Source organism: Streptomyces sp. NPDC042102 (assembly GCF_055582305.1).
This window is the reverse complement of sequence record NZ_JBVJDL010000003.1, coordinates 1,065,750-1,086,185: the sequence shown is the minus strand read 5'-3', so window position 1 is coordinate 1,086,185 and position 20,436 is coordinate 1,065,750. Positions and strand designations below refer to the sequence as shown.

Annotated in this window: 18 protein-coding genes; 6 read left to right on the top strand and 12 right to left on the bottom strand. The window is 73.6% G+C overall.

Annotated features, from left to right (window positions below):
* Window positions 1-62: 62 nt before the first annotated feature.
* Window positions 63-1,232 (top strand): PQQ-dependent sugar dehydrogenase, encoded by a 1,170-nt coding sequence (locus tag ACZ6KO_RS18225; protein ID WP_469304936.1) that lies wholly within the window; start codon window positions 63-65, stop codon window positions 1,230-1,232.
* A 40-nt stretch (window positions 1,233-1,272) separates the two neighbouring features.
* Here the strand turns inward: ACZ6KO_RS18225 and ACZ6KO_RS18220 are convergent, their stop codons facing one another.
* The 5 genes from ACZ6KO_RS18220 to ACZ6KO_RS18200 all read right to left on the bottom strand — a co-directional run bounded on the left by ACZ6KO_RS18220 (window position 1,273) and on the right by ACZ6KO_RS18200 (window position 8,249).
* A complete protein-coding gene (locus ACZ6KO_RS18220; RefSeq protein WP_469305016.1) occupies window positions 1,273-4,299 on the bottom strand; it encodes a helix-turn-helix transcriptional regulator in 3,027 nt (1,008 codons plus the stop codon).
* 47 nt (window positions 4,300-4,346) lie between these two features.
* Complete coding sequence (locus ACZ6KO_RS18215; protein ID WP_401452744.1) at window positions 4,347-4,508, bottom strand: hypothetical protein; 162 nt, start codon at window positions 4,506-4,508, stop codon at window positions 4,347-4,349.
* A 195-nt stretch (window positions 4,509-4,703) separates the two neighbouring features.
* Window positions 4,704-5,285, bottom strand: a complete 582-nt coding sequence (locus tag ACZ6KO_RS18210) for a hypothetical protein (protein WP_469304935.1) — start codon at window positions 5,283-5,285, stop codon at window positions 4,704-4,706.
* 83 nt (window positions 5,286-5,368) lie between these two features.
* A complete protein-coding gene (locus tag ACZ6KO_RS18205; protein WP_469304934.1) occupies window positions 5,369-7,624 on the bottom strand; it encodes an MMPL family transporter in 2,256 nt (751 codons plus the stop codon).
* A 220-nt stretch (window positions 7,625-7,844) separates the two neighbouring features.
* Entirely contained in the window at window positions 7,845-8,249 is a 405-nt protein-coding gene (locus ACZ6KO_RS18200; RefSeq protein ID WP_469304933.1) for a cupin domain-containing protein, read from the bottom strand.
* A 55-nt stretch (window positions 8,250-8,304) separates the two neighbouring features.
* On the opposite strand from ACZ6KO_RS18200, the gene ACZ6KO_RS18195 reads away from it, so the two are divergent.
* The 3 genes from ACZ6KO_RS18195 to ACZ6KO_RS18185 are packed head-to-tail and all read left to right on the top strand — an operon-like array spanning window position 8,305 to window position 10,113.
* Window positions 8,305-9,093, top strand: a complete 789-nt coding sequence (locus ACZ6KO_RS18195) for a GNAT family N-acetyltransferase (protein WP_469304932.1) — start codon at window positions 8,305-8,307, stop codon at window positions 9,091-9,093.
* A gap of 13 nt (window positions 9,094-9,106) precedes the next feature.
* Entirely contained in the window at window positions 9,107-9,592 is a 486-nt protein-coding gene (locus ACZ6KO_RS18190) for a hypothetical protein (RefSeq protein WP_469304931.1), read from the top strand.
* Between the two features lie 14 nt (window positions 9,593-9,606).
* Window positions 9,607-10,113, top strand: coding sequence for a DinB family protein (locus tag ACZ6KO_RS18185; RefSeq protein WP_469304930.1), 507 nt, complete (start codon window positions 9,607-9,609; stop codon window positions 10,111-10,113).
* Window positions 10,114-10,174: 61 nt separating this feature from the next.
* Here the strand turns inward: ACZ6KO_RS18185 and ACZ6KO_RS18180 are convergent, their stop codons facing one another.
* The gene (locus ACZ6KO_RS18180) at window positions 10,175-10,912 is read right to left on the bottom strand and encodes a siderophore-interacting protein (protein ID WP_469304929.1); all 738 of its coding nucleotides are present in this window, start codon (window positions 10,910-10,912) and stop codon (window positions 10,175-10,177) included.
* A gap of 65 nt (window positions 10,913-10,977) precedes the next feature.
* Here ACZ6KO_RS18180 and ACZ6KO_RS18175 point away from each other — a divergent pair, with 65 nt between their 5' ends.
* Together ACZ6KO_RS18175 and ACZ6KO_RS18170 are read left to right on the top strand one after the other, a co-directional pair.
* The gene (locus ACZ6KO_RS18175; RefSeq protein WP_469304928.1) at window positions 10,978-13,068 is read left to right on the top strand and encodes a penicillin acylase family protein; all 2,091 of its coding nucleotides are present in this window, start codon (window positions 10,978-10,980) and stop codon (window positions 13,066-13,068) included.
* Complete coding sequence (locus ACZ6KO_RS18170) at window positions 13,065-13,676, top strand: GNAT family N-acetyltransferase (protein ID WP_469304927.1); 612 nt, start codon at window positions 13,065-13,067, stop codon at window positions 13,674-13,676. The genes ACZ6KO_RS18175 and ACZ6KO_RS18170 overlap by 4 nt, the downstream gene beginning before the upstream one ends.
* A gap of 88 nt (window positions 13,677-13,764) precedes the next feature.
* Here ACZ6KO_RS18170 and ACZ6KO_RS18165 read toward each other — a convergent pair whose 3' ends face one another.
* The 6 genes from ACZ6KO_RS18165 to ACZ6KO_RS18140 all read right to left on the bottom strand — a co-directional run bounded on the left by ACZ6KO_RS18165 (window position 13,765) and on the right by ACZ6KO_RS18140 (window position 20,277).
* Window positions 13,765-14,403: a GNAT family N-acetyltransferase gene (locus tag ACZ6KO_RS18165; RefSeq protein ID WP_469304926.1), complete on the bottom strand. Its 639-nt coding sequence runs from the start codon at window positions 14,401-14,403 to the stop codon at window positions 13,765-13,767.
* Window positions 14,404-14,572: 169 nt separating this feature from the next.
* On the bottom strand, window positions 14,573-16,081 hold the full coding sequence (gene gatB / locus ACZ6KO_RS18160) for an Asp-tRNA(Asn)/Glu-tRNA(Gln) amidotransferase subunit GatB (RefSeq protein ID WP_469304925.1): 1,509 nt from the start codon (window positions 16,079-16,081) through the stop codon (window positions 14,573-14,575).
* A 16-nt stretch (window positions 16,082-16,097) separates the two neighbouring features.
* Window positions 16,098-16,337 (bottom strand): hypothetical protein, encoded by a 240-nt coding sequence (locus ACZ6KO_RS18155; protein ID WP_401452720.1) that lies wholly within the window; start codon window positions 16,335-16,337, stop codon window positions 16,098-16,100.
* The gene (gatA, locus tag ACZ6KO_RS18150) at window positions 16,334-17,827 is read right to left on the bottom strand and encodes an Asp-tRNA(Asn)/Glu-tRNA(Gln) amidotransferase subunit GatA (protein WP_469304924.1); all 1,494 of its coding nucleotides are present in this window, start codon (window positions 17,825-17,827) and stop codon (window positions 16,334-16,336) included. The genes ACZ6KO_RS18155 and gatA overlap by 4 nt, the downstream gene beginning before the upstream one ends.
* Window positions 17,828-17,832: 5 nt before the next feature.
* Window positions 17,833-18,129, bottom strand: coding sequence for an Asp-tRNA(Asn)/Glu-tRNA(Gln) amidotransferase subunit GatC (gene gatC, locus ACZ6KO_RS18145; RefSeq protein WP_401452716.1), 297 nt, complete (start codon window positions 18,127-18,129; stop codon window positions 17,833-17,835).
* Window positions 18,130-18,252: 123 nt separating this feature from the next.
* Window positions 18,253-20,277, bottom strand: coding sequence for a putative bifunctional diguanylate cyclase/phosphodiesterase (locus tag ACZ6KO_RS18140; protein ID WP_469305015.1), 2,025 nt, complete (start codon window positions 20,275-20,277; stop codon window positions 18,253-18,255).
* Window positions 20,278-20,436: the final 159 nt, after the last annotated feature.

Below are 20,436 nucleotides of genomic sequence, written 5' to 3'. Positions count from 1 at the left end.
GGCGGCCAGGTCTGTTGAGTCGGGTGTGAGGCGGTATTCGCGGGACCGAAGGGAGCGGGACCATGCGGTACGGACCGATGCGGCTGACGGCGGTGGCACTGGTGGGGTGCGGGGCGCTGCTCGCGACCGGATGCTCGTCGGGGAGCGGGGCGGGCGCCCCGGCCACGGCGACGGGCACGGCCGGGACGAGCCCCGCACGGGGGCCGAGCACACCACCGGGGGCGCCGGCACCGCCGGCGAAGGGCTCGGTCACGGTGACCGGGGAGATCGCCAAAGGGCTGGAGTCGCCGTGGGGCGTGGCCCCGCTGCCCCAGGGGGACCTGCTGGTGGCCTCCCGGGACCGGGGGACGATCAGCAGGGTCGATGCGGCGACGGGCGCGGTGACGCCGATCGGTGAGGTGCCCGGGGTGGCGCCGGGCGGCGAGGGCGGACTGCTGGGCCTCGCGCTCTCGCCCTCGTACGCCTCGGACAAGCTGGTGTACGCCTACTTCACGACGGAGTCCGACAACCGCATCGCCCGGATGCGGTACGACGAGCAGAGACCGCCCGGACAGCAGCTGGGGGCGCCCGACACGGTCTTCCGCGGCATCCCCAAGGGCCTGGTGCACAACGGCGGCCGGATCGCCTTCGGCCCGGACAAGATGCTGTACGTGGGGACCGGTGAGACCGGGGACACGGGCCTGGCGCAGGACAGGGCGTCGCTGGGCGGCAAGATCCTGCGGATGACCCCGGACGGGAAGCCGGTGCACGGCAATCCGGAGGCCGACTCGGTCGTCTACTCCTGGGGGCACCGCAATGTGCAGGGGCTCGCCTGGGACAAGGACAAACGGCTGTGGGCGGCGGAGTTCGGGCAGAACGCCTGGGACGAGCTCAACCTGATCGAGGCCGGCGGCAACTACGGCTGGCCGGCCGCCGAGGGCACGGCGGGCCGCGCCGGGTACAAGGACCCGGTGGCCCAGTGGAAGACCGAGGAGGCCTCCCCCAGCGGGATCGCCTGGGCCGCGGGCTCGGTGTGGATGGCCGGGCTCAGGGGCGAACGACTGTGGCGGATCCCGCTGGACGGGACGAGACCGGTGGCGCAGCCGGAGGCCTTCCTGGACGGCAGGTACGGGCGGCTGCGCACGGTGATCTCCCTCGGCGGGGACAAGCTGCTGCTCGTCACCAGCGAGACGGACCGGCGCGGCAGCCCGGAGGCGGGCGACGACCGGATCCTGACACTGACGGTGACCTGACCCTCTCTCCGCTCTCCCCCGGCGCGCCTTTCCCGCGACGCTAGACGGTCGGGGCGAAGAGCCGGAGGCGGTGGGCGAGGGCGGCCGCCTCGCCGCGGCCCGCGACGCCGAGCTTGGCCAGGATGTTCGAGACGTGCACGCTGGCCGTCTTCGGTGAGATGAAGAGCTCCTCGGCTATCTGACGGTTGCTGAACCCGGCGGCGACCAGGCGCAGTACGTCCCGTTCCCGGCTGGTCAGGCCCAGCTCCTCCACGGGGTCGGTGTGCGCCTCGGGCTCGACCGGCAGGGTGGCGTCCTCGCCGAGCGGCAGGCGGGCCCGCCGGGCGAGCAGCTCCAGGTCCTCGCGCAGCCGGCGCGAGCCCAGTCGGCAGGCGGCCTCGTGGGCGTGGCGCAGCTGCGCCGCGGCCCCGTCCCGGTCGGCGCCGGCGGCCAGCAGGGCCTCGGCGAGCCGGTGGCGGGCACGGGCCAGCAGGTAGGGGCGCTCCAGCGGGCGGATGGCGGCCTCGACGGCACTCCAGTCGTCGACGGTGTCCTCGCCCTCGGCCCGCCGGAGTTCGGCGCGGACGTATTCCGCGTGGGCCTCCCACACCGGGACCGGCGTCGCCAGGGTGCGGGCGGCGGAGCGCAGCGCGCTCACGGCGGCCTCCCGGCCGGCGTCCGCGACCGGCAGGCCCCGGGAGTCGGCCTCCGCGGTGGCGGCGGCCAGCAGCAGCGGCCAGGCGTAGCGGTGGTGACCGAGGGGGAAGCCGTCGGCGATCGCGGCTGCGGTCTCGGCCCGTACGTCGGCGATGCGTCCCTCGCCGGCCGCCACGCCGACGCCCAGGCGGTAGAGCGGGATGCGGTGCTGGGGCTGGGTGTCGTGGGTGCCGAAGTGCTCGTGGGCGGCGGCGAGCCGGGCGGCCGCCTCGGTCAGTTCACCGCGGGCCAGGGCCAGGTAGGCCAGGCGCGCGGAGGCGGAGCCGCGGGGAGCCGCGCTCTGGCCGACGCGCAGGGTGCGCCGGGCCGCGTCGGCGGCCTCGTCCCAGCGGCCGAGGCTGTACAGGCTCTCCGCCATGTTGCCGCTGATCCACGCCTCGGTGTCCAGCAGCCGTGACTTGCTGACCAGTTGTACGCCCTGTTCGGCCAGTTCCACCGCTTCCCGGGACCGGCCCATGCTCTCCAGCTGAGAGGTGAGATTGATATGCGCACGACCCGCGAGCATCGCGTATCCGCGCTCGGTGGCCCGGTTCTTGACCTCGAACATGGCGGCCAGGCCCGCCTGGGGATCGCCGGCGTCGGTGAGCAGGCTGCCCACCGTGACCCGGGCGTTGAGTTCGACCTCCTCCGCCCCGACCATCCGCGCGTACTCGACGGCGCGTTCGGCCGCCGCCAGGTTGTCGGGGCCGGGGTTGTGCAGCATGCCCCAGCCCGCGACGCGCATGAGGACCTCGGCGTGCACGTGGGACGGGGGCAGCCCCCGGACCAGATCCTGGGCGGTGCCCAGTTCCTTCCAGCCGTCGCCGCGGGCCAGGCTGGAGACCAGCCGGGAGCGCTCGGTCCAGAACCAGGCGGCGCGCAGCGGGTCGTGGTCGTCCTCCAGCAGGCGCAGCGCCAGTTTGGTGAACTTCAGGGCGCGTTCGCGCTCCCCGCCGAAGCGGGCGGCGACGGTGGCCTCGGCCAGCATGTCCAGCCGGACCAGCGGGGTGGTCGCCGGGTCGCAGCCGCACGGCGGATACACCTCGGTGTAGTCCACGGGGCGCAGCGCCTGGCGCACCTCCTGCGGCGCGCCGTCCCACAGTTCCATCGCCCGTTCCAGCAGTCGCAGCTGTTCGGAGTAGGCGTGCCGGCGGCGGGCGGCCACCGAGGCGTCGAGGACGGCGGGCAGGGCCTTGGCAGGGTCGTTGGCCCAGTACCAGTAGCTGGCCAGCCGGATGACCCGCTCCTCGGCGCGCACCAGCGAGTCGTCGGCCTCCAGGGCCTCGGCGTAGCGGCGGTTGACGCGGGCGCGCTCGCCGGGCAGCAGGTCGTCGCTGACGGCCTCGCGGACCAGCGAGTGCCGGAAGCGGTAGCCGTCGCCGTCGGGGCTGGCGAGCAGGATGTTGGCGCCGACGGCGGCGCGCAGGGCCTCGATCAGCTCGTCCTCGGTGAGCCGGCAGACGGCCAGGAGCAGCGGGTACTCGACGGTGGAGCCGCCCTCGGCGACGACGCGCACCACCCGCTGGGCGGCCTCGGGCAGCACCTCGACGCGCACGAGCAGCAGGTCGCGCAGGGATTCGGTGAGTCCGGTGCGGCAGCCCCGGTCCAGGGCTGCGACGAGTTCCTCGACGAAGAAGGCGTTGCCGTCGGAGCGGTCGAAGACCGAGTCGACCAGGGACTCCTCGGGCTGGGAGGCGCGGATCCCGGCGAGCTGGCGGCGGACCTCGGCCCGGTTGAAGCGGGCCAGCTCGATCCGCTGGACGGTACGCAGCCGGTCCAGTTCGGCGAGGAGGGGGCGCAGCGGGTGGCGCCGGTGGATGTCGTCCGCGCGGTAGGTGGCGACGATGACGAGGCGGCCGCTGCCCAGGGTGCGCACGAGGTAGGCGAGCAGGTGGCGGGTCGAGGTGTCCGCCCAGTGCAGGTCCTCCAGGACGAGGACCACGGTGCGGTCGGCGGCGAGCCGCTCCAGCAGCCGGGCGGTCAGTTCGAAGAGCCGGGCCGTGCTCTCCTCGTCGTGCGGGCCCCGGGGGGTCTCGCCGAGTTCGGGGAGGATCCGGGCCAGTTCGTCCTCCTGGCCCGCGGCCGCGGCGGCCAGTTCCTCGGGGAGCCCGCGGCGCAGCGCGCGCAGGGCAGTGGAAAACGGGGCGAAGGGAAGTCCCTCCGCCCCTATCTCCACACAGCCGCCGACGGCGACGACGGCTCCGCGCCGGGTGGCCTCGCAGAGGAACTCCTCGGTGAGGCGGGTCTTGCCGACCCCGGCCTCGCCGCCGATGAGGAGGGCCTGAGGCTCCTGGCCGGCGGCGCGGCCCAAGGCGTCGGTGAGTATCGCCAGTTCGTCGGCTCGGCCGACGAACACCGGGCTGACAGATCTGGTCTCCACGCCGCCGAGCATCGCACACGGATCCGGGGCGGCGCCGCCGCTTATCGACACGGCCGTCCTCACGCGGTGGGGAGGAAGCGGCTCCGGCTCCGCCTCACCCGCCCCTCGCTCTCGTTGCCGCGGGAGCGGCGGGCCCGCTTGGCCTGGCGGACCAGACGGTATTCGGCGGCCTCGCGGAGCAGGTCGGCGCGGCGGCTGGAGGCGATCTCGTGCTCGAACATGTCGTTCTCCCTGGTCGGTTCTCTCGGGCACCTCGTTCGGTGTGATCCAAGATTCGCGTCCCAGAGGGTGCCGGCACATCGGGCTCATGCCGCATCCCGGCGGGGCAGGGGGCCTTAGTCCGGTGGCAGGTGTCCCCATTGCGGACTAAGGCGGCCGGGGCGGAGGGCCTGGGAACCTAAGGGGTCCTCAGGGTTCTAGGGAGCGCTCGGCAGGGGGAGGGCGTAGATGACACCGAAGACCACCAGGCCGAGGACACCGAAGCCGATGCCGGCCCAGGCGACGGCCTTGACCCAGGTGGGGTGGACCCGGCCGGGGGCGCCGAAGGCGGGGCTCAGCAGCACGAAGACGGCGAGCAGCAGGGCGAGCGCGGAGACGACACCGTTGACCAGGGCGGTGAGGTGCCAGGCGTCTCCGTACAGCGCCTCGATCTTGGCCTCGGTGCTGGCGGCCTCCGACGCGTGGATCTGTCCGACGAGGGTCTGGCGCTCGGCGAGGACCCGGGAGACCCAGCTGCCGCTGAGGGCGAGGAGACCGAGGCCGGCCGCGAAGACGGCGCAGGCGGCGGCGCCGACTCCGGTGGGGCTCTGCTCGACGGTCTCGTCGAGTTCGTCCAGCTCGTCCGCGTCGTCGAGTTCGGCCCTGGTGTCCTGGCCGTCCTCGCCGGCCGGCTTCTCGGACCCGGCCGGGGCGGCGGCCTCGGCGTCCGTCGCCGGCTCGGTGCGGGACTCCTCGTCGGCCGGCTGGTCGGCGGGGTTGTCGGTCTTCGTGAGGTTCATGCGGGGCACGGTAGGCGGCCCGCATGAGAGCTTTCTGAGAGACCGGGCCGCCGAGCCGTACGGCCGGCCCCGCGGGGGAAGCGCTAGCGGGAGAGGGCGGCCGGTTCGGTGTCGTGGGCGGCCGGCCGCGGTGCGGGCAGCGCCGTGTGGGCGTCGCGGCCGGGCGGCTCGATGCTGATCCTGGGCAGCCGGCGGTCGAGCCAGCCGGGCAGCCACCAGTTGGCGCCGCCCAGCATGTGCATGAGGGCCGGGACGAGGAGGGTGCGCAGGACGAAGGCGTCGAGGGCGACGGCGACGGCGAGCGCGATGCCGAACATCGCGATGATCCGGTCGCCGCTGAGCACGAAGGCGAGGAAGACGGAGATCATGATGACGGCGGCCGAGTTGATCACGCGGCTGGTCTCGGCGAGGCCGACGCGTACGGCCCGCCGGTTGTCGCCGGTCTCCAGCCACTCCTCGTACATCCGGCTGACCAGGAAGACCTGGTAGTCCATGGACAGTCCGAAGAGCACGGACACCATGATCACCGGGAGGAAGGGTTCGATCGGGCCCGCGCTGCCCAGGCCCAGCGGCTCGGCCCCCCAGCCCCACTGGAAGATCGCGACGACGACACCGAAGGAGGCGGCGACGGCGGCGACGTTCATGACGGCCGCCTTGACCGGGATGCCCAGCGAGCGGAAGGCGAGCAGCAGGAGCACGCAGCCGAGGGTGACGACGACGCCGACGAAGAGCGGCAGCTTGCCGATGATCACCTCGGCGAAGTCGTCGTAGCCGGCGGTCGCCCCGCCGACGTGGACCCGCATCGTGCTGCCCTGCTCGGCGCGCGGGATGACGTCGTGGCGCAGCCGGTCGACGAGTTCGCTGGTGGCCCGGGACTGCGGGGAGGATGCGGGGACCACGGTCAGGACGGCGGTGTCGCCGCCGCGGTTGACGGTCGCGGGGCCGGCGCCGGCGACCCCGGCGGTGCTGCGCAGGCGCTCGCCGAGCCGGTCCAGGGCGACCCGGTCGCCCGGGTCCTGGAGGCGGGCGACGAGCGTGAGCGGGCCGTTGGTGCCGGGCCCGAAGCCCGCGCCGGAGCCGCCGTCCCGGGAGGTGTCGGCGGCCAGCAGGTCGTAGGCCTTGCGCGTGGTGGAGTGCGCGGGGTTGTTGCCCTGGTCGGAGGTGCCCAGGTGGAGGGAGAGGGTGGGCAGGGCGAGGAGCACCATGACGAGGGTGGCGAGGAGGCCGAGCAGCTTGGGGTGGCGTTCGACGAAGGCGGACCAGCGGGCGGCGAACCCGGTGGGCCGCTCGGGCAGCGGGCCCTCCTCGGCGAGCCTGCGGCGTTCGCGGCGGGAGAGGGCGCGCATGCCGATGAAGGACAGGAGGGCGGGGAGCAGGGTCACCGAGGCGGCGACCGTGAGGACCACGGTGAGGCAGGCGGCCAGCGCCACGCCGTCCAGGAAGTCCAGCCGCAGCACCAGCATGCCGAGCAGGGCGATGCAGACCGTCGCGCCGGCGAAGACGACGGCGCGGCCGGTGGTGGCGACGGCGTTCCGGGCGGCGTCCTCGACCGTCAGGCCCTGTGTGAGGCCGGTGCGGTGCCGGGTGACGATGAACAGCGCGTAGTCGATGCCCACGCCGAGGCCGATGAGCGTGCCGAGCATGGGCGCGAAGTCGGCGACCGGCATGGCGTGGCCGAGCAGCGTGATGCCGGCGTACGCGGTGCCCACGCTGACCAGGGCGGTGGCGATCGGCAGCAGGCTCGCGGCGAGCGAGCCGAAGGCGAGGAAGAGGACGACGGCGGCCACGACCACGCCGATGGCCTCGGCGAGGTGGGCGCCGGGCGCCTCGGTGAGGCCGATGGCGCGCCCGCCGAGTTCGACCTGGAGGCCGCCCTGCTCGGTGCCGGCGTTCTTGGCGGCGTCGACGACCGCCCGGGCCTGCGCCCTGGGCACGGCGTCGGCCGGCCGGTCGAAGGTGACGACGGCGTACGCGGTGCGTCCGTCGCCGCTGATCCGGTCGGCGCCCTCGGGGCCGTAGGGGCTGACGACCGAGGCGACGCCGGGAAGTCCGGCGATGGTGTCCAGGGCCCGGCTCATGCGCTGCTCCACCGCGGGGGTGCGGGCGCTCTCGTGGGCGGGGGTGCGCCACACGACGGTGCCGCTGTCGCCGCCCTGCCCGGGGAAGCCCTCGCGCAGGAGCGCGTGCGCCCGGCCGGACTCGGTGCCGGGGACCTCGTAGTCGTTGGAGAACGCGGTGCCGGCCGTGGCGGCCGCGGCGGCGGTCGCGCCGAGGGCGAGCAGCCAGATCAGGACGGCGACGAGACGGTGCCGCAGGCACCACCGTGCGATTGCTGCCAACGGACGAGCTCCCTGGTGGTTCGGATCTTCACCGGGATACGGCCCGACGCAAAGAACGCATGAACGCTTGACCGGCGCCTGAGGGGGGTCGCCCCGGGACGGTCCACAGGGCCACCTTTGCAGCGTTTCGTGATCGTTGGCCCGTTTCGTGGGCACCGTCACAGGCCATCGGGCCGCGTGAGGACCTTCGGCCCCGACCGACGTCACCCCGGCGGCGCCGTCACAGGTGGTCGACGCGGTAGCCGGGGACGGAGGGCCAGCGGACCGTGAGGACCACGGCCTCCTCCTCCGCCTCCCAGGAATGGTCCACTCCGCGTCCCCAGATCACGTAGTCGCCCTGCTCGGCGAGGACGACGTCGCGGCCCGGGAACTCCATCCGGAAGCGGCCGCTGATCAGCACCAGCAGCGCGGTGCGGTCCTCGCCGCGCACCCACTGCGCGCGCCGCTCCCCCTTGGGGTGGACGCCCCACTTGATCTCGACGTCCTTGCTGTGCCGGGGATCGTCCGGCTCCTTGAAGTGGCCGAGCAGCCAGCCGCGGTCGACGGCGGCCTCGGGACCGGCCTTGCCGACGTACACGCCGTCGCTCGCGCCGGGGGAGGCGCCGGTGGTCGCGTTCTCGTTCATACGGCGGCAGATTAATGCAGTTGCGGCGCCGCACGACGCCTGCTGAGCTGCGGCAATGACAGATGCAGTGAACGTACGGGACGTGTACGACGCCCAGGAGCGCCGAGGAGCCGTCGCGGACGCGCCGGGGGCCCTGGTCGAACGGGTGGGGGACGTCGTACGGCAGACCGCGCTCGCCGACGGCTGGAACGGCGTGCTCTGGTCGCGGCTGACGGCGGACACGGCGGACGCCGAGATCGCGGCGCAGGTGGCGCACTTCGCGGGGGCGGGGGCCGAGGACTTCGAGTGGAAGCTGTACGACCACGACGGCCCGGCGGACCTCGCCGCCCGGCTGACGGCGGCCGGGTTCGTCCCGGAGCCGCCGGAGACCCTGATGGTGGCGCGGGTGGCGGAGGTGGCGGCGGAGCCGGTCGTACCGGAGGGGATCACGCTGGTTCCGGTCACGGACGAGGCGGGCGTGGACCTGATGATGGAGGTCCACCGCCAGGCGTTCGAGGTGACGCGGCCGCGTATCCGGGCCCAGCTGCTGACCCGTCTGACCGAGGCCCCCGAGACGATCACGGCCGTCGTGGCGATGGCGGGCGACCGCCCGGTGAGCGCGGCCCGGATGGAGATGCGCGCGGGCAGCTCGTTCGCGGGCCTGTGGGGCGGTGGCACCGTCCGGGAGTGGCGGGGCCGGGGCATCTACCGGTCGCTGATCTCGCACCGGGCGCGCGAGGCGGCCGCCCGGGGCATCCCGTACCTGCAGGTGGACGCCTCCGACAACAGCCGGCCGATCCTGGAGCGGCTGGGCTTCGAGGTCCTGGGCGTCACGACGCCGTACGTGTGGTCCGCGGGCCGGTAAGGGGATACGGAGGGTGCTGCTGGCCTGGATAGCGGAGATCGGGGACGCGCCGGTCGTACTGGATCCCGCCGACCGGTTGGCCGAGGCCGCCAACACCTGGTGGCTGAGCGCGGACCTGGCGGACCGGGGGTCCCGGTCCGTCCGCGAGGTGGTGACCGCCTTCGAGCGCACGGCGGGGGCGGTGCGGGCCCGGGTGCGGGAGCAGGGCTTCCGGGGGCCCGCGACGTTCTACGTGTGGCACGACGAACAGGCCGGCCAGCTGCGCTGCTCGACCCGCTCGGTCGGCGCGGAGGCGCTGCCGTTCAGCGCCCCGTACACGGCCACGGACGATCTCGGGCCCATCGTCGAAGCGTTCCTCGGGGGCGGGGCCGAGGGCAGGGCAGCCGAGGACAGGGACGCGGACAAGGCCGCGGGCGCGGGCGGGGCGGGGGACGGCGACGGCCGCGGGCCGCGCCGCCGCCGCGGACCCTTCCCGGTCTGGGTCAGCCGGGTCGGGTGAGGCAGGATCGGCGCATGGACGAACGCATCGGACCACCGCTGACCGGCGACGAGCGAGCGACCCTGCGCGGGTTCCTCGACTACCACCGCGCCACGCTCGCCATGAAGTGCGAGGGACTGACGGACGAACAGCTGCGGCGACGATCGATGCCGCCGTCGACGCTGTCCCTGCTGGGCCTGGTCCGGCACATGGCCGAGGTCGAACGCCAGTGGTTCCGCCGGGTCATCGGCGGCGAGGTGGACCTGCCGCACGTCTGGTCCGACACCCACGACTTCCAGGCGGCGTACGACGCTTCGGAATCGACCCGCGCGCAGGCCTTCCCGGCCTGGGAGGCGGAGGTCGCCCACGCCCGCCGCATCGAGGAGGCGGCGCCGTCGCTGGAGGTGACGGCGTACGTCCCGAAGTGGGAGGCGGACGTCTCGCTGCGCCTGGTGATGCTGCACCTGATCCACGAGTACGCCCGCCACAACGGCCACGCCGACTTCCTGCGCGAGGGCATCGACGGCGTGGTGGGTGCCTGAGGAGGTGTTCCGGTGGGGCCGCCCCCGGGACGGGGCGGCCCCACCGGAACATCCCCGGGGTCTAGGCCGCGCGCCAGTACCCCAGCGCGTTCACCCGCTGCTTGGGCAGGGCCAGGTCCTTGCGCAGGTACGACGTCAGCGTGCGCGTCGTCGCCGCGTCGCAGGCCAGCCAGACGTACGCCGACGCCGGGTCCGTGACCAGGGCCGGCAGCTGGGCCTTGACCTCCTCGACCAGGGCCGCGCCGCCGCCGGTGCGGCCGACGCGGCGGATGTCGTGGCGCGCGCCGTCGCTGCGCAGCGGAAGGTCGGCGTCCGAGTCGTGCTGGGTCTCGAACCAGATCGTCGCCGGGGTCTCGGGGTAGGCGTCCAGCAGCGAGTTGATGGCCGGCAGCGACGCCGGGTCACCGATCACCAGCAGCCGCTCGGGCGTCGGCGCGGGCGCCGTGAAGCCCGTCCCCTGGACGGTGGCCTCGATCGTGTCGCCCACCTCGGCGCCCCGCGCCCAGTTGCTCGCGACCCCGTCGTGCAGCGCGAACTCCAGGGAGAAGGTGCCGGCGGCCGGGTCCGGGTCGACGAGGGTGTAGGCGCGCTGGTGCGGCTTGCCGTCGTCCTCGAACCACAGGCGCACCCACATCGTCGGGTGCAGCGAGTCCCCCGCCGCCGCCAGCAGACCACCGTCCTCCAGGTGCACGCGACGGTAGTTCTCCGTCACGTCCTCCGCGCCCGTCACCGTGAACGTGAAGTCCTTGCCCCGCAGCAGTTTGAGGACCACGCCCTCCCAGCCCTTGACCGCGGCCATGTCCACCCCTTTCCCATCAACCTCTATAGTTAGGCCAGCCTAACCTAATGCACCTGGGGAGCAGTGTGACCAGCACAGTCAACGATGCGCGTACCGCGGAGCACGAGGTCTACCGGGACGCCTGGGGCGTCCCCCATCTTCGCGCATCCGGCCACCTGCCGCTCTCGTACGCCCAGGGCCGGACCACCGCCCGGGACCGGGCCTGGCAGTTGGAGGTGGAGCGGCACCGCTCGCAGGGCTCCACCGCCGCCTTCCTCGGCCCCGACGCCGTGGCATGGGACCGCTTCGCCCGCCAGGTACGCCTCGACGACACCGCCCGCCGCTGCTTCGAGGCGCTCGACGCCGACACCGCGGCCTGGGTGCGGGCGTACGTCGACGGGGTCAACGACGGGCTCACCGCCGGCGCCGCGCGTGACGCGCGCTTCGCCGCCGCGGGGCTCGTGCCCACCCCCTGGGAGCCGTGGGTGCCGCTGGGCATCTGGCTCTCGACCCACATCCTCTTCGCCGGCTTCCCGACGAAGCTGTGGCGCGACCGGGTCGCCGACGCCCTCGGCGACGAGGCCATCACCCTCTTCGCCACCGACGGCCCGGGCACCTCCGGCAGCAACGGCTGGCTGGTCCCCGGCGACCGGACGGCCACCGGTTCGGCGATCATCGCGGGCGACCCGCACCGGTTCATCGAGGACCCGGGCGTGTACCAGCAGATCCGGCTGGCCTGCCCCGAGTACGACGTCGTCGGCCTCGCCGTCCCCGGCGTCCCGGGCCTGGCGCACTTCGGCCACACCGGCACCGCCGCCTGGGCGATCACCAACGCGATGGCCGACTACCAGGACCTGTACGTCGAGCGGATCCGCCGGGACGAGGCCACGGACGGGACGGACGGGACGGGCGGGACCACCGCCCTCGGTCCCGACGGCCACTGGCACCCGGTCCGCCGCCACACCGAGACCATCGCGGTCGCCGGCGCCGACGACGTCACCGTCGAGGTCCTGGAGACCGACCGCGGCCCGGTCATCATCGACACCCCTGAGCGGACCATCAGCCTCCGCTACCCGCCCCGGGTCCGCTCCGAGCTCGGTTTCGCCGTCCTGCCCGCCCTGCTGCGCGCCCGTACCGTCGCCGACGTCGACCGGGCCGTCGACGGCTGGGCCGAGCCGGTCAACGTCGTCCACGCCGCCGACACCGAGGGCGGCCTCCTGCACCGGGTCGCGGGCGCCGTCCCCGAACGCGACCGCACCAACCGGCTGCGCCCGGTGCCCGCCTGGGAGGAGCGGTACGCCTGGCAGGGCTGGGCGCCGACCCCCACGGAGCCGGTACAGGGCTTCGCCGTCATGGCCAACGCCCGCGGCATCGCCTCCCCGCTGGGCGTGGAGTTCGCGCCCCCGCACCGCGCCAACCGGATCCGCGCGCTGCTCAGCGGCTCCGCGGACTGGACGCCCCAGCGGATGGCGGAGGTCCACACCGACACCCATCTGGCCTCCGCCGAGCCGGTCCTGGCCCTCCTGGCCACCCTCGACGGCCTCTCCCCCGCCGCCTCCGCGCTGCGCACCCGGCTGCTGGCCTGGGACCGCCGCATGGACGCCGACAGCACCGACGCCGCCGCGTTCGCCGCCCTGCGCACCGCGCTCGCCCGCCGCCTGGCCGCCGACCCGGCCTTCGCGGCGCTCGGCGACGCGCCCACCGGCCCCGAGGTGTTCCACCCCTGGCTCTACCTGCTGCCGCGCGTCGGCTACGCCATCGAGGGCCTGCTCACCACCGCGCTGCTACCCGGCCTGGACCGCGCGGCCCATCTGCGGGCGGCTCTGGAGGACGTCGCCGGGGACGCGCACGACACCCCGTGGGCGGAGCTCCACCGGCTGGCCCCCTGGCAGGCGGTCCCCGACCCCGACGCCACCTGGCCGGGGCTGGCGGGCGACCACGACTGCGTGAACGCCTCCTCCTCCGTGCCCGGGGTCACCGACCTCTGCGCCCGCGGCTCGGCCGCCCGGTACGTCTGGGACCTGGCCCGCCGCGAGGACAGCCTGTGGGTGGTCCCGCTCGGCGCGGACGGCGTCACCGGCACCCCGCACCACCACGATCAGCTCCCGCTCTGGACGCGGGGCGACCTCGTCCCCGTGGTCACCGACTGGACCGAGCTCACCAAGGAGTCGATATGACCGCCCCCGTGTCCGCCAGGACGCCGGTCCACAGCCAGCACGTCGACGGCTTCGGCACCGTCACCCTCACCCCCCTCGACCCGGCGGTCGACGCGCCCCTGCTGCACGGCTGGGTCAGCCAGGAGCGGGCCCGCTTCTGGGGGATGAACGGCGCGAGCCGGGAACTCGTGCGCGAGATCTACGAGGACGTCGACCGGCGCACCACCCACCACGCCTACCTGGTACGGCTCGACGGCGAACCGGCCGCGCTCTTCCAGACGTACGACTGCGCCGAGGACCGGGTCTGCGAGGTCTACGAGGTCCGCCCCGGCGACATCGGCGCCCATCTGTTCATCGCGCCCTGCGAGGGGGAGCCGCGGCCCGGCTTCAGCGGCGCGCTGATGGAGGTGTTCATCGGCTACGTCTTCTCCCTGCCGGGCACCCGCCGGGTGGTCGCCGAACCGGACGCCGCCAACGCCAAGGCCATCGCCCGGCTGGAGCGCTCCGGCTTCGTCCTCGGCCCGGAGGTCGTCCTCCCCGAGATCGACCTGCCCGAGGTCCAGCTGCCGGCCAAGCGCGCCCGCCTGGCCTTCCTCGACGCCCCGGGGGCCGCGGCCGGAAGCCGCTGAACACGGCTGCCCCGTCCGGCCGGAGGGTTCCGGCGGGACGGGGCCGTCGCGGGTGCGCCCGTGTCGTGCGTACGGGCGCGGGGCGCCGTCAGACGGCGTGCAGGTGCCGCGGGGCCGGGAGGACGGCGGGGCGGTCGAGGAAGGCGAGCACCGCCCGCTTCTCGGGCAGGTACACCTCCGGCAGGTCGATCTCGGGCAGGGCGATCTCCCCGTGCGCGACGAAGCCGAGGCGGTTCAGCAGCGCGAGGGCCTTGTCGTTGCGGGCGTCGGGCTCACCGACGGCGCGCAGGACGGCCGGGTCGCGGAAGGTGAAGCGGATCAGGGACCCGGTCAGGGTGCGGCTGAACCCCGGACGCGGCCGCCCGGCGATCGGGGCCAGCATCAGGTGGACACCGATGTCGCCCTCCCGGACCTCGTAGCACTCGCTGACGCGGTCCTCGGCCGGCTGGTACGTCTGGAAGAGCGCCACCGGCTCGCCGTCGAGCCGCACCATGAAGGCGTGGTGGGTGTCGCGGCGGTCCACGTCCTCGTAGATCTCCTGGACCAGTTCACGGCTGGCGCCGTTCATGCCCCAGAACTCCGCCCGCTCCTCGACGACCCAGGCGTGCAGCACGGCGGAGTCCGTGGCGGGGTCGACGGGGGTGAAGCGGAGGGTGCCGAAACCTTCGACGGTCTCGGTGAACACGTCCGCCCGCGGGGAAACGAGGTCGGTGGAGTCGGGTCTCATACGCTTCTGCACTCCTCAACTTAGGTATGGCTTGCCTAACTATAGAGCCTCGTGGGCTCTTTCCGGCCACACGTCACGTGCATTCAGGCCGGTTCCGGGTTCCCGGGCAGCACAGCGGCCCCGCACCACCCGTCGGGCGGTGCGGGGCCGCGAGCAGGAGCCGCCGGCGTTACTCCGAGACGCCCAGCTTCTCCAGGATGAGCTCCTTGACGCGGGCCGCGTCGGCCTGGCCGCGCGTGGTCTTCATGACCGCGCCGACCAGCGCGCCGACCGCGGCCACCTTGCCGCCGCGGATCTTGTCCGCGATGGCGGCGTTGCCCGCGATGGCCTCGTCCACGGCCGCGCCCAGCGCGCCCTCGTCCGAGACGACCTTCAGACCGCGCTTGTCGACGACCTCGTCCGGGGTGCCCTCGCCCGCGAGGACGCCCTCCAGGACCTGGCGCGCCAGCTTGTCGTTGAGCGAGCCCTCCGCGACCAGGGCCGCGACCCGGGCGACCTGCGCCGGGGTGATGCCCAGCTCGTCCAGGCCCTTGCCCTGCTCGTTGGCGCTGCGCGCCAGCTCGCCCATCCACCACTTGCGGGCGGCCGCCGTGTCGGCGCCCTCCTCGATCGTGGCGACGATGAGGTCGACGGCGCCCGCGTTGAGGATCGACTGCATGTCGTGCTCGCCGACGCCCCACTCCTCGCGGAGGCGGTTGCGGCGCACGCGCGGCATCTCGGGCAGGGCGGCGCGCAGCTCCTCGACCCACGCGCGCGCGGGGGCGACGGGGACCAGGTCGGGCTCCGGGAAGTACCGGTAGTCCTCGGCGTTGTCCTTGATGCGGCCGGAGGTGGTGGAGCCGTCGTCCTCGTGGAAGTGACGGGTCTCCTGCACGATCGTGCCGCCGGACTGCAGGACGGCCGCGTGGCGCTGGATCTCGAAGCGGGCGGCACGCTCGACCGAACGCAGCGAGTTGACGTTCTTGGTCTCGCTGCGGGTGCCGAACGTCTTCGTGCCGTGCGGGCGCAGCGACAGGTTCACGTCGCAGCGCATCTGGCCCTTGTCCATCCGGGCCTCGGACACACCGAGGGCCCTGATGACCTCGCGCAGCTCGGCGACGTACGCCTTGGCGACCTCGGGGGCCCGCTCGCCCGCGCCCTCGATCGGCTTGGTGACGATCTCGATGAGCGGGATGCCGGCGCGGTTGTAGTCCAGCAGGGAGTGGGACGCGCCGTGGATACGGCCGGTGGCGCCGCCGACGTGGGTCGACTTGCCGGTGTCCTCCTCCATGTGGGCGCGCTCGATCTCGACGCGGAAGACCTCGCCGTCCTCCAGTTGGACGTCCAGGTAGCCGTTGAAGGCGATCGGCTCGTCGTACTGGGAGGTCTGGAAGTTCTTCGGCATGTCCGGATAGAAGTAGTTCTTCCGGGCGAAGCGGCACCACTCGGCGATCTCGCAGTTCAGCGCGAGACCGATCTTGATGGCCGACTCGACGCCGATCGCGTTGACGACCGGGAGCGAGCCGGGCAGACCGAGACAGGTGGGGCAGGTCTGCGAGTTGGGCTCGGCGCCCAGCTCGGTGGAGCAGCCGCAGAACATCTTGGTCCGGGTACCGAGCTCGACATGGACCTCGAGGCCCATGACGGGGTCGTACGTCGCGAGAGCCGCGTCGTACGACAGGAGTTCAGTGACGGTCACGGTGAAACTTTCCCTCTCAGCCCAGCAGGACGTCGTCGTCGCCCAGGCGCTTCAGCTCGCGGTACAGGATCGCGAGGCCGGTGACGATGGCGGCGGCGGACACAACGGCGTCGACCAGCTGCAGCGTGTCGTGCTCCGTGCGGGCCTTGCGGGCCTGCTTGATCACGCTGATGGCACCGAACGCGGTGGTGCCGATCGACAGGTAGGTACCGGACTTGGACTTCTTGAAGCCCTTGGCCTTGGACAGTGCGCTCACAGCGACGGTGCCTCCTCGAGCAGCGGGTGACCCCAGCGGGCGACGAAGGCGGCCTCGACGGCCGCACCGACCTTGTACAGGCGGTCGTCCTTCATCGCCGGGGCGATGATCTGCAGACCGACCGGCAGGCCGTCCTCCGGGGCCAGGCCGCAGGGCAGCGACATGGCGGAGTTGCCGGCCAGGTTGGTCGGGATGGTGCACAGGTCCGCGAGGTACATCGCCATCGGGTCGTCGGCGCGCTCGCCGATCGGGAAGGCGGTGGTGGGCGTCGTCGGGGAGACGATGACGTCGACCTGCTCGAAGGCCTTCTCGAAGTCCTTCGTGATGAGCGTGCGGACCTTCTGGGCGGAGCCGTAGTACGCGTCGTAGTAGCCGGAGCTGAGCGCGTACGTGCCGAGGATGATGCGGCGCTTGACCTCGTCGCCGAAGCCGGCCTCACGGGTCAGGGCGGTGACGTCCTCGGCGGACTTGGTGCCGTCGTCGCCGACGCGCAGGCCGTAGCGCATGGCGTCGAACCGGGCCAGGTTCGAGGAGCACTCGGACGGCGCGATCAGGTAGTACGCGGCGAGCGCCAGGTCGAAGGACGGGCAGTCCAGCTCGACGATCTCGGCGCCCAGCTCCTTGAGGAGCTCGACGGACTCGTCGAAGCGCTGCACGACGCCGGCCTGGTAGCCCTCACCGCGGAACTGCTTGACCACACCGACGCGCATGCCGGCGACCGAGCCGTTGCGGGCGGCCTCGACGACCGGCGGGACCGGGGCGTCGATGGAGGTGGAGTCCAGCGGGTCGTGGCCGCCGATGACCTCGTGCAGCAGGGCCGCGTCCAGGACCGTACGGGCGCACGGGCCGCCCTGGTCGAGGCTGGAGGAGAAGGCCACCATGCCGTAGCGGGAGACACCGCCGTAGGTGGGCTTCACGCCGACGGTCGCGGTGACGGCGGCGGGCTGGCGGATGGAACCGCCGGTGTCCGTGCCGATGGCGAGGGGGGCCTCGTACGCGGCGAGGGCCGCGGAGGAACCGCCGCCGGAGCCGCCGGGGATCCGGGTGAGGTCCCAGGGGTTGCCGGTGGGGCCGTAGGCGCTGTTCTCGGTGGAGGACCCCATGGCGAACTCGTCCATGTTGGTCTTGCCGAGGATGACGACGTCGGCCTCCTTGAGCTTGCGCGTCAGGGTGGCGTCGTACGGCGGGATCCAGCCCTCGAGGATCTTCGATCCGACGGTGGTGGGGATGCCCTTGGTGGTGAAGATGTCCTTCAGCGCGAGCGGTACGCCGGCCAGCGGGCCGAGCTTCTCGCCGGCGGCGCGCTTGGCGTCCACGGCGCGCGCCTGGGCGAGCGCGCCCTCGCGGTCCACGTGCAGGAAGGCGTGGACCTTCTCGTCCACGGCCTCGATGCGGGCCAGGTGGGCCTCGGTGACCTCGACGGCCGTGAGCTCGCCGGAGGCGATCTTCTCGGCGATCTCGGCGGCGGTGAGCTTGATGATGTTGCTCATGGTGATTAGTCCTCCCCCAGGATCTGCGGCACCTTGAAACGCTGCTGCTCCTGTGCCGGGGCGCCGGAGAGCGCCTGCTCGGGGGTGAGCGACGGTCGGACCTCGTCCGCGCGCATGACGTTGGTCAGCGGCAGCGGGTGGGAGGTCGGCGGGACGTCTTGGTCGGCGACCTCGGCGACGCGGGCGACCGCGCCGATGATGTCGTCGAGCTGTCCGGCGAAGTGCACGAGCTCTTCGTCGGCGAGTTCCAGACGCGCCAGCCGAGCGAGGTGGGCGACCTCCTCGCGCGTGATGCCAGGCATGCAGCGATCCTCTGGGGGTGGTGAGTGTGTAGTTTCGGGCCCAATCCTAGGGGGCTGGCCCCACGCACCACGAAACGGATAACACCCCCGGGCCCTGTCCGGGGCCCCGGGGGGAGGGGAGCTCTACGTCACCGGGGCGTCGGCTTCGGCCGCCGCCAGGTCCGCCGGGCGGCGCCAGCCGCGTTCGCCGCGGGCCAGGAGCCAGGCGGTGGCCTCCTGCGGCGGCATCGCGGCGGCGACCAGCCAGCCCTGGACGGCGTCGCAGCCCAGGTCGCGCAGGCGCTCCCAGGTCTCGTCGTCCTCCACGCCCTCGGCGACGACCAGCAGGCCGAGGGAGTGGGCCAGGTCGACGGTGCAGCGGACGATCTCCGCGTCCTGCGCGTCCACCGCCAGCCGGGCCACGAACGAGCGGTCGATCTTCAGCTCGCTGACCGGCAGCCGCCGCAGGTGCACCAGGGAGGAGTAGCCCGTGCCGAAGTCGTCCAGGGACATCTTCACGCCGTGGCCCGTCAGGCCCGCCATGGTGTCGGCCGCCCGCTGCGGGTCCTCCAGCAGCACGTGTTCCGTTATCTCCAGCTGCAGGCCGCTCGCCGGGACCCCGTGCCGGGCCAGCCGCGCGGCGACCGCGCCCGCGAACCCGGGGGTGTGCACGTCGCGCGGCGAGACGTTCACGGCGACCGGCACCTTCAGGCCCTGCGCGCGCCACCGCGCGACCTGGGCCAGGGCGGTCTCGAGGACGTACTCGGTCAGGTGGGGCATCAGGCCGGAGGTCTCGGCGATCGCGATGAACTCGTCCGGCGAGACCCGCCCCCGCTCCGGGTGGACCCAGCGGACCAGGGCCTCCAGTCCCGCCACGTGTCCGTCGAAGCGCACCTTCGGCTGGTAGTGGAGCTCGACCTCGCCCGCGTCGAGCGCCCGCCGCAGGTCGCCGAGGAGCCCCAGCCGGTCGGGGGTGTTGCTGTCGCGCTTGGACTCGTAGACCTCGACGCCCGTGCGGTCCCGCTTCGCCTGGTACATGGCGACGTCGGCCCGCCGCAGCAGGCCCTCCGCGTCCAGGGCGTGGTCGGGGTAGACCGCCAGGCCCGCGCTGGCCTCCAGGACCAGGGTGAGTCCGTCGAGGTCGAGGGGGGAGCTGAGCTCGGCCACCAGGTTGCGGGCCACCCGCTGGGCGCTGGTCTGCGAGTCGGCGACGGGCAGCAGGACGGCGAACTCGTCGCCGCCGAGCCGGGCGGCCTCGGCGTCCTCGGGCAGGGCCTGGCGCAGCCGGTCGGCGATCTGGAGCAGCAGGCGGTCGCCCGCCAGATGGCCCAGCGTGTCGTTGACGGCGCGGAACCGGTCCAGGTCGATCAGCACAAGAGCTGACCGGGTGCCCAAACGTTCAGCCTCGTCCAGCGCGGTCCACGCCCGCTCCAGCAGCCACTGCCGGTTCGGCAGTCCGGTCAGCGGGTCGCGCAGCTGTTCCTCGGCCCGCGCCCGGGCGATCCACAGCGTGGAGTCGAGGGCGATGAGGGGGACGGCGAACAGCGGCAGCAGGACGGGCACGGTGACGGCGACGACGCAGATCAGGGGGGCGATGCCCAGCAGGGCGACGGCGACCAGGCCCTGCCGCAGCAGGGCCGTGCGGGCCACCGTCGGCAGTCCGCCGCCCCGCGGGGACAGCGCCAGCCACAGCAGCACCCGGGTGACCGCGAGGTACGTGACCGCCACCAGCGCGACCTGGGGGGCCGCCTCCAGCGTCCAGCCGGTCGGCCTCCAGGGGGTCTCCACCGAGGGGTTCTCGCCGAGCGCGGCGAGCAGCAGCGCCGCCGCTCCGATGCCGAGGATGTCGACGGAGCCGTGCAGCAGCCCCTGTCGCCAGCGGTGCCGGCGGGCGGCCCCGACCAGGGAGACCACCGCCAGCGAGACCAGGCCGGCGGGCAGCCAGCCGTACAGGAGCAGAACCCCGAGGGTGAGGGCGGCGCCCGAGCCGGTGCCGCCCCACCAGCGGTCGCGGCCGAGCGCGACGAGGTGGCCGACGATGATGCCGGTGAGCAGGGCCAGCGCCCAGCCCACGCTGCCGCCGGGGAACAGGGCCTGACGCTCGCTCAGTGCGCGGACGAGGCCGAGGGCGAGGACGAGGACGGACAGGCCCACGACAACCAGGGGCAGCACGGGGCGCGGTCCCGCTCCCTGCGCCCCCGTGCCGGTGTCGAGCGGGTGCGTCTGTGGAGCTCTGGTGCCCAGAATCCCGAACCGGCCCGTCCGCCACGACGGAACGTCCCCGCCGACATCAGGTGACGGGTCGGCGCTTTCGGTGGGTTTCATGCC

Excerpts from the sequence above, each read along its gene's own strand:
- ACZ6KO_RS18180 (WP_469304929.1), bottom strand. The coding sequence starts at position 10,912 with ATGGCCGCGGTCAAGGGCTGGGAGGGCGTGGTCCTCAAACTGCTGCGG.
- ACZ6KO_RS18185 (WP_469304930.1), top strand. The coding sequence starts at position 9,607 with ATGGACGAACGCATCGGACCACCGCTGACCGGCGACGAGCGAGCGACC.
- gatC (WP_401452716.1), bottom strand. The coding sequence starts at position 18,129 with ATGCCTGGCATCACGCGCGAGGAGGTCGCCCACCTCGCTCGGCTGGCG.
- ACZ6KO_RS18215 (WP_401452744.1), bottom strand. The coding sequence starts at position 4,508 with ATGTTCGAGCACGAGATCGCCTCCAGCCGCCGCGCCGACCTGCTCCGC.
- ACZ6KO_RS18170 (WP_469304927.1), top strand. The coding sequence starts at position 13,065 with ATGACCGCCCCCGTGTCCGCCAGGACGCCGGTCCACAGCCAGCACGTC.
- ACZ6KO_RS18225 (WP_469304936.1), top strand. The coding sequence starts at position 63 with ATGCGGTACGGACCGATGCGGCTGACGGCGGTGGCACTGGTGGGGTGC.
- ACZ6KO_RS18210 (WP_469304935.1), bottom strand. The coding sequence starts at position 5,285 with ATGAACCTCACGAAGACCGACAACCCCGCCGACCAGCCGGCCGACGAG.
- gatA (WP_469304924.1), bottom strand. The coding sequence starts at position 17,827 with ATGAGCAACATCATCAAGCTCACCGCCGCCGAGATCGCCGAGAAGATC.
- ACZ6KO_RS18220 (WP_469305016.1), bottom strand. The coding sequence starts at position 4,299 with ATGCTCGGCGGCGTGGAGACCAGATCTGTCAGCCCGGTGTTCGTCGGC.
- ACZ6KO_RS18200 (WP_469304933.1), bottom strand. The coding sequence starts at position 8,249 with ATGAACGAGAACGCGACCACCGGCGCCTCCCCCGGCGCGAGCGACGGC.
- ACZ6KO_RS18165 (WP_469304926.1), bottom strand. The coding sequence starts at position 14,403 with ATGAGACCCGACTCCACCGACCTCGTTTCCCCGCGGGCGGACGTGTTC.
- ACZ6KO_RS18195 (WP_469304932.1), top strand. The coding sequence starts at position 8,305 with ATGACAGATGCAGTGAACGTACGGGACGTGTACGACGCCCAGGAGCGC.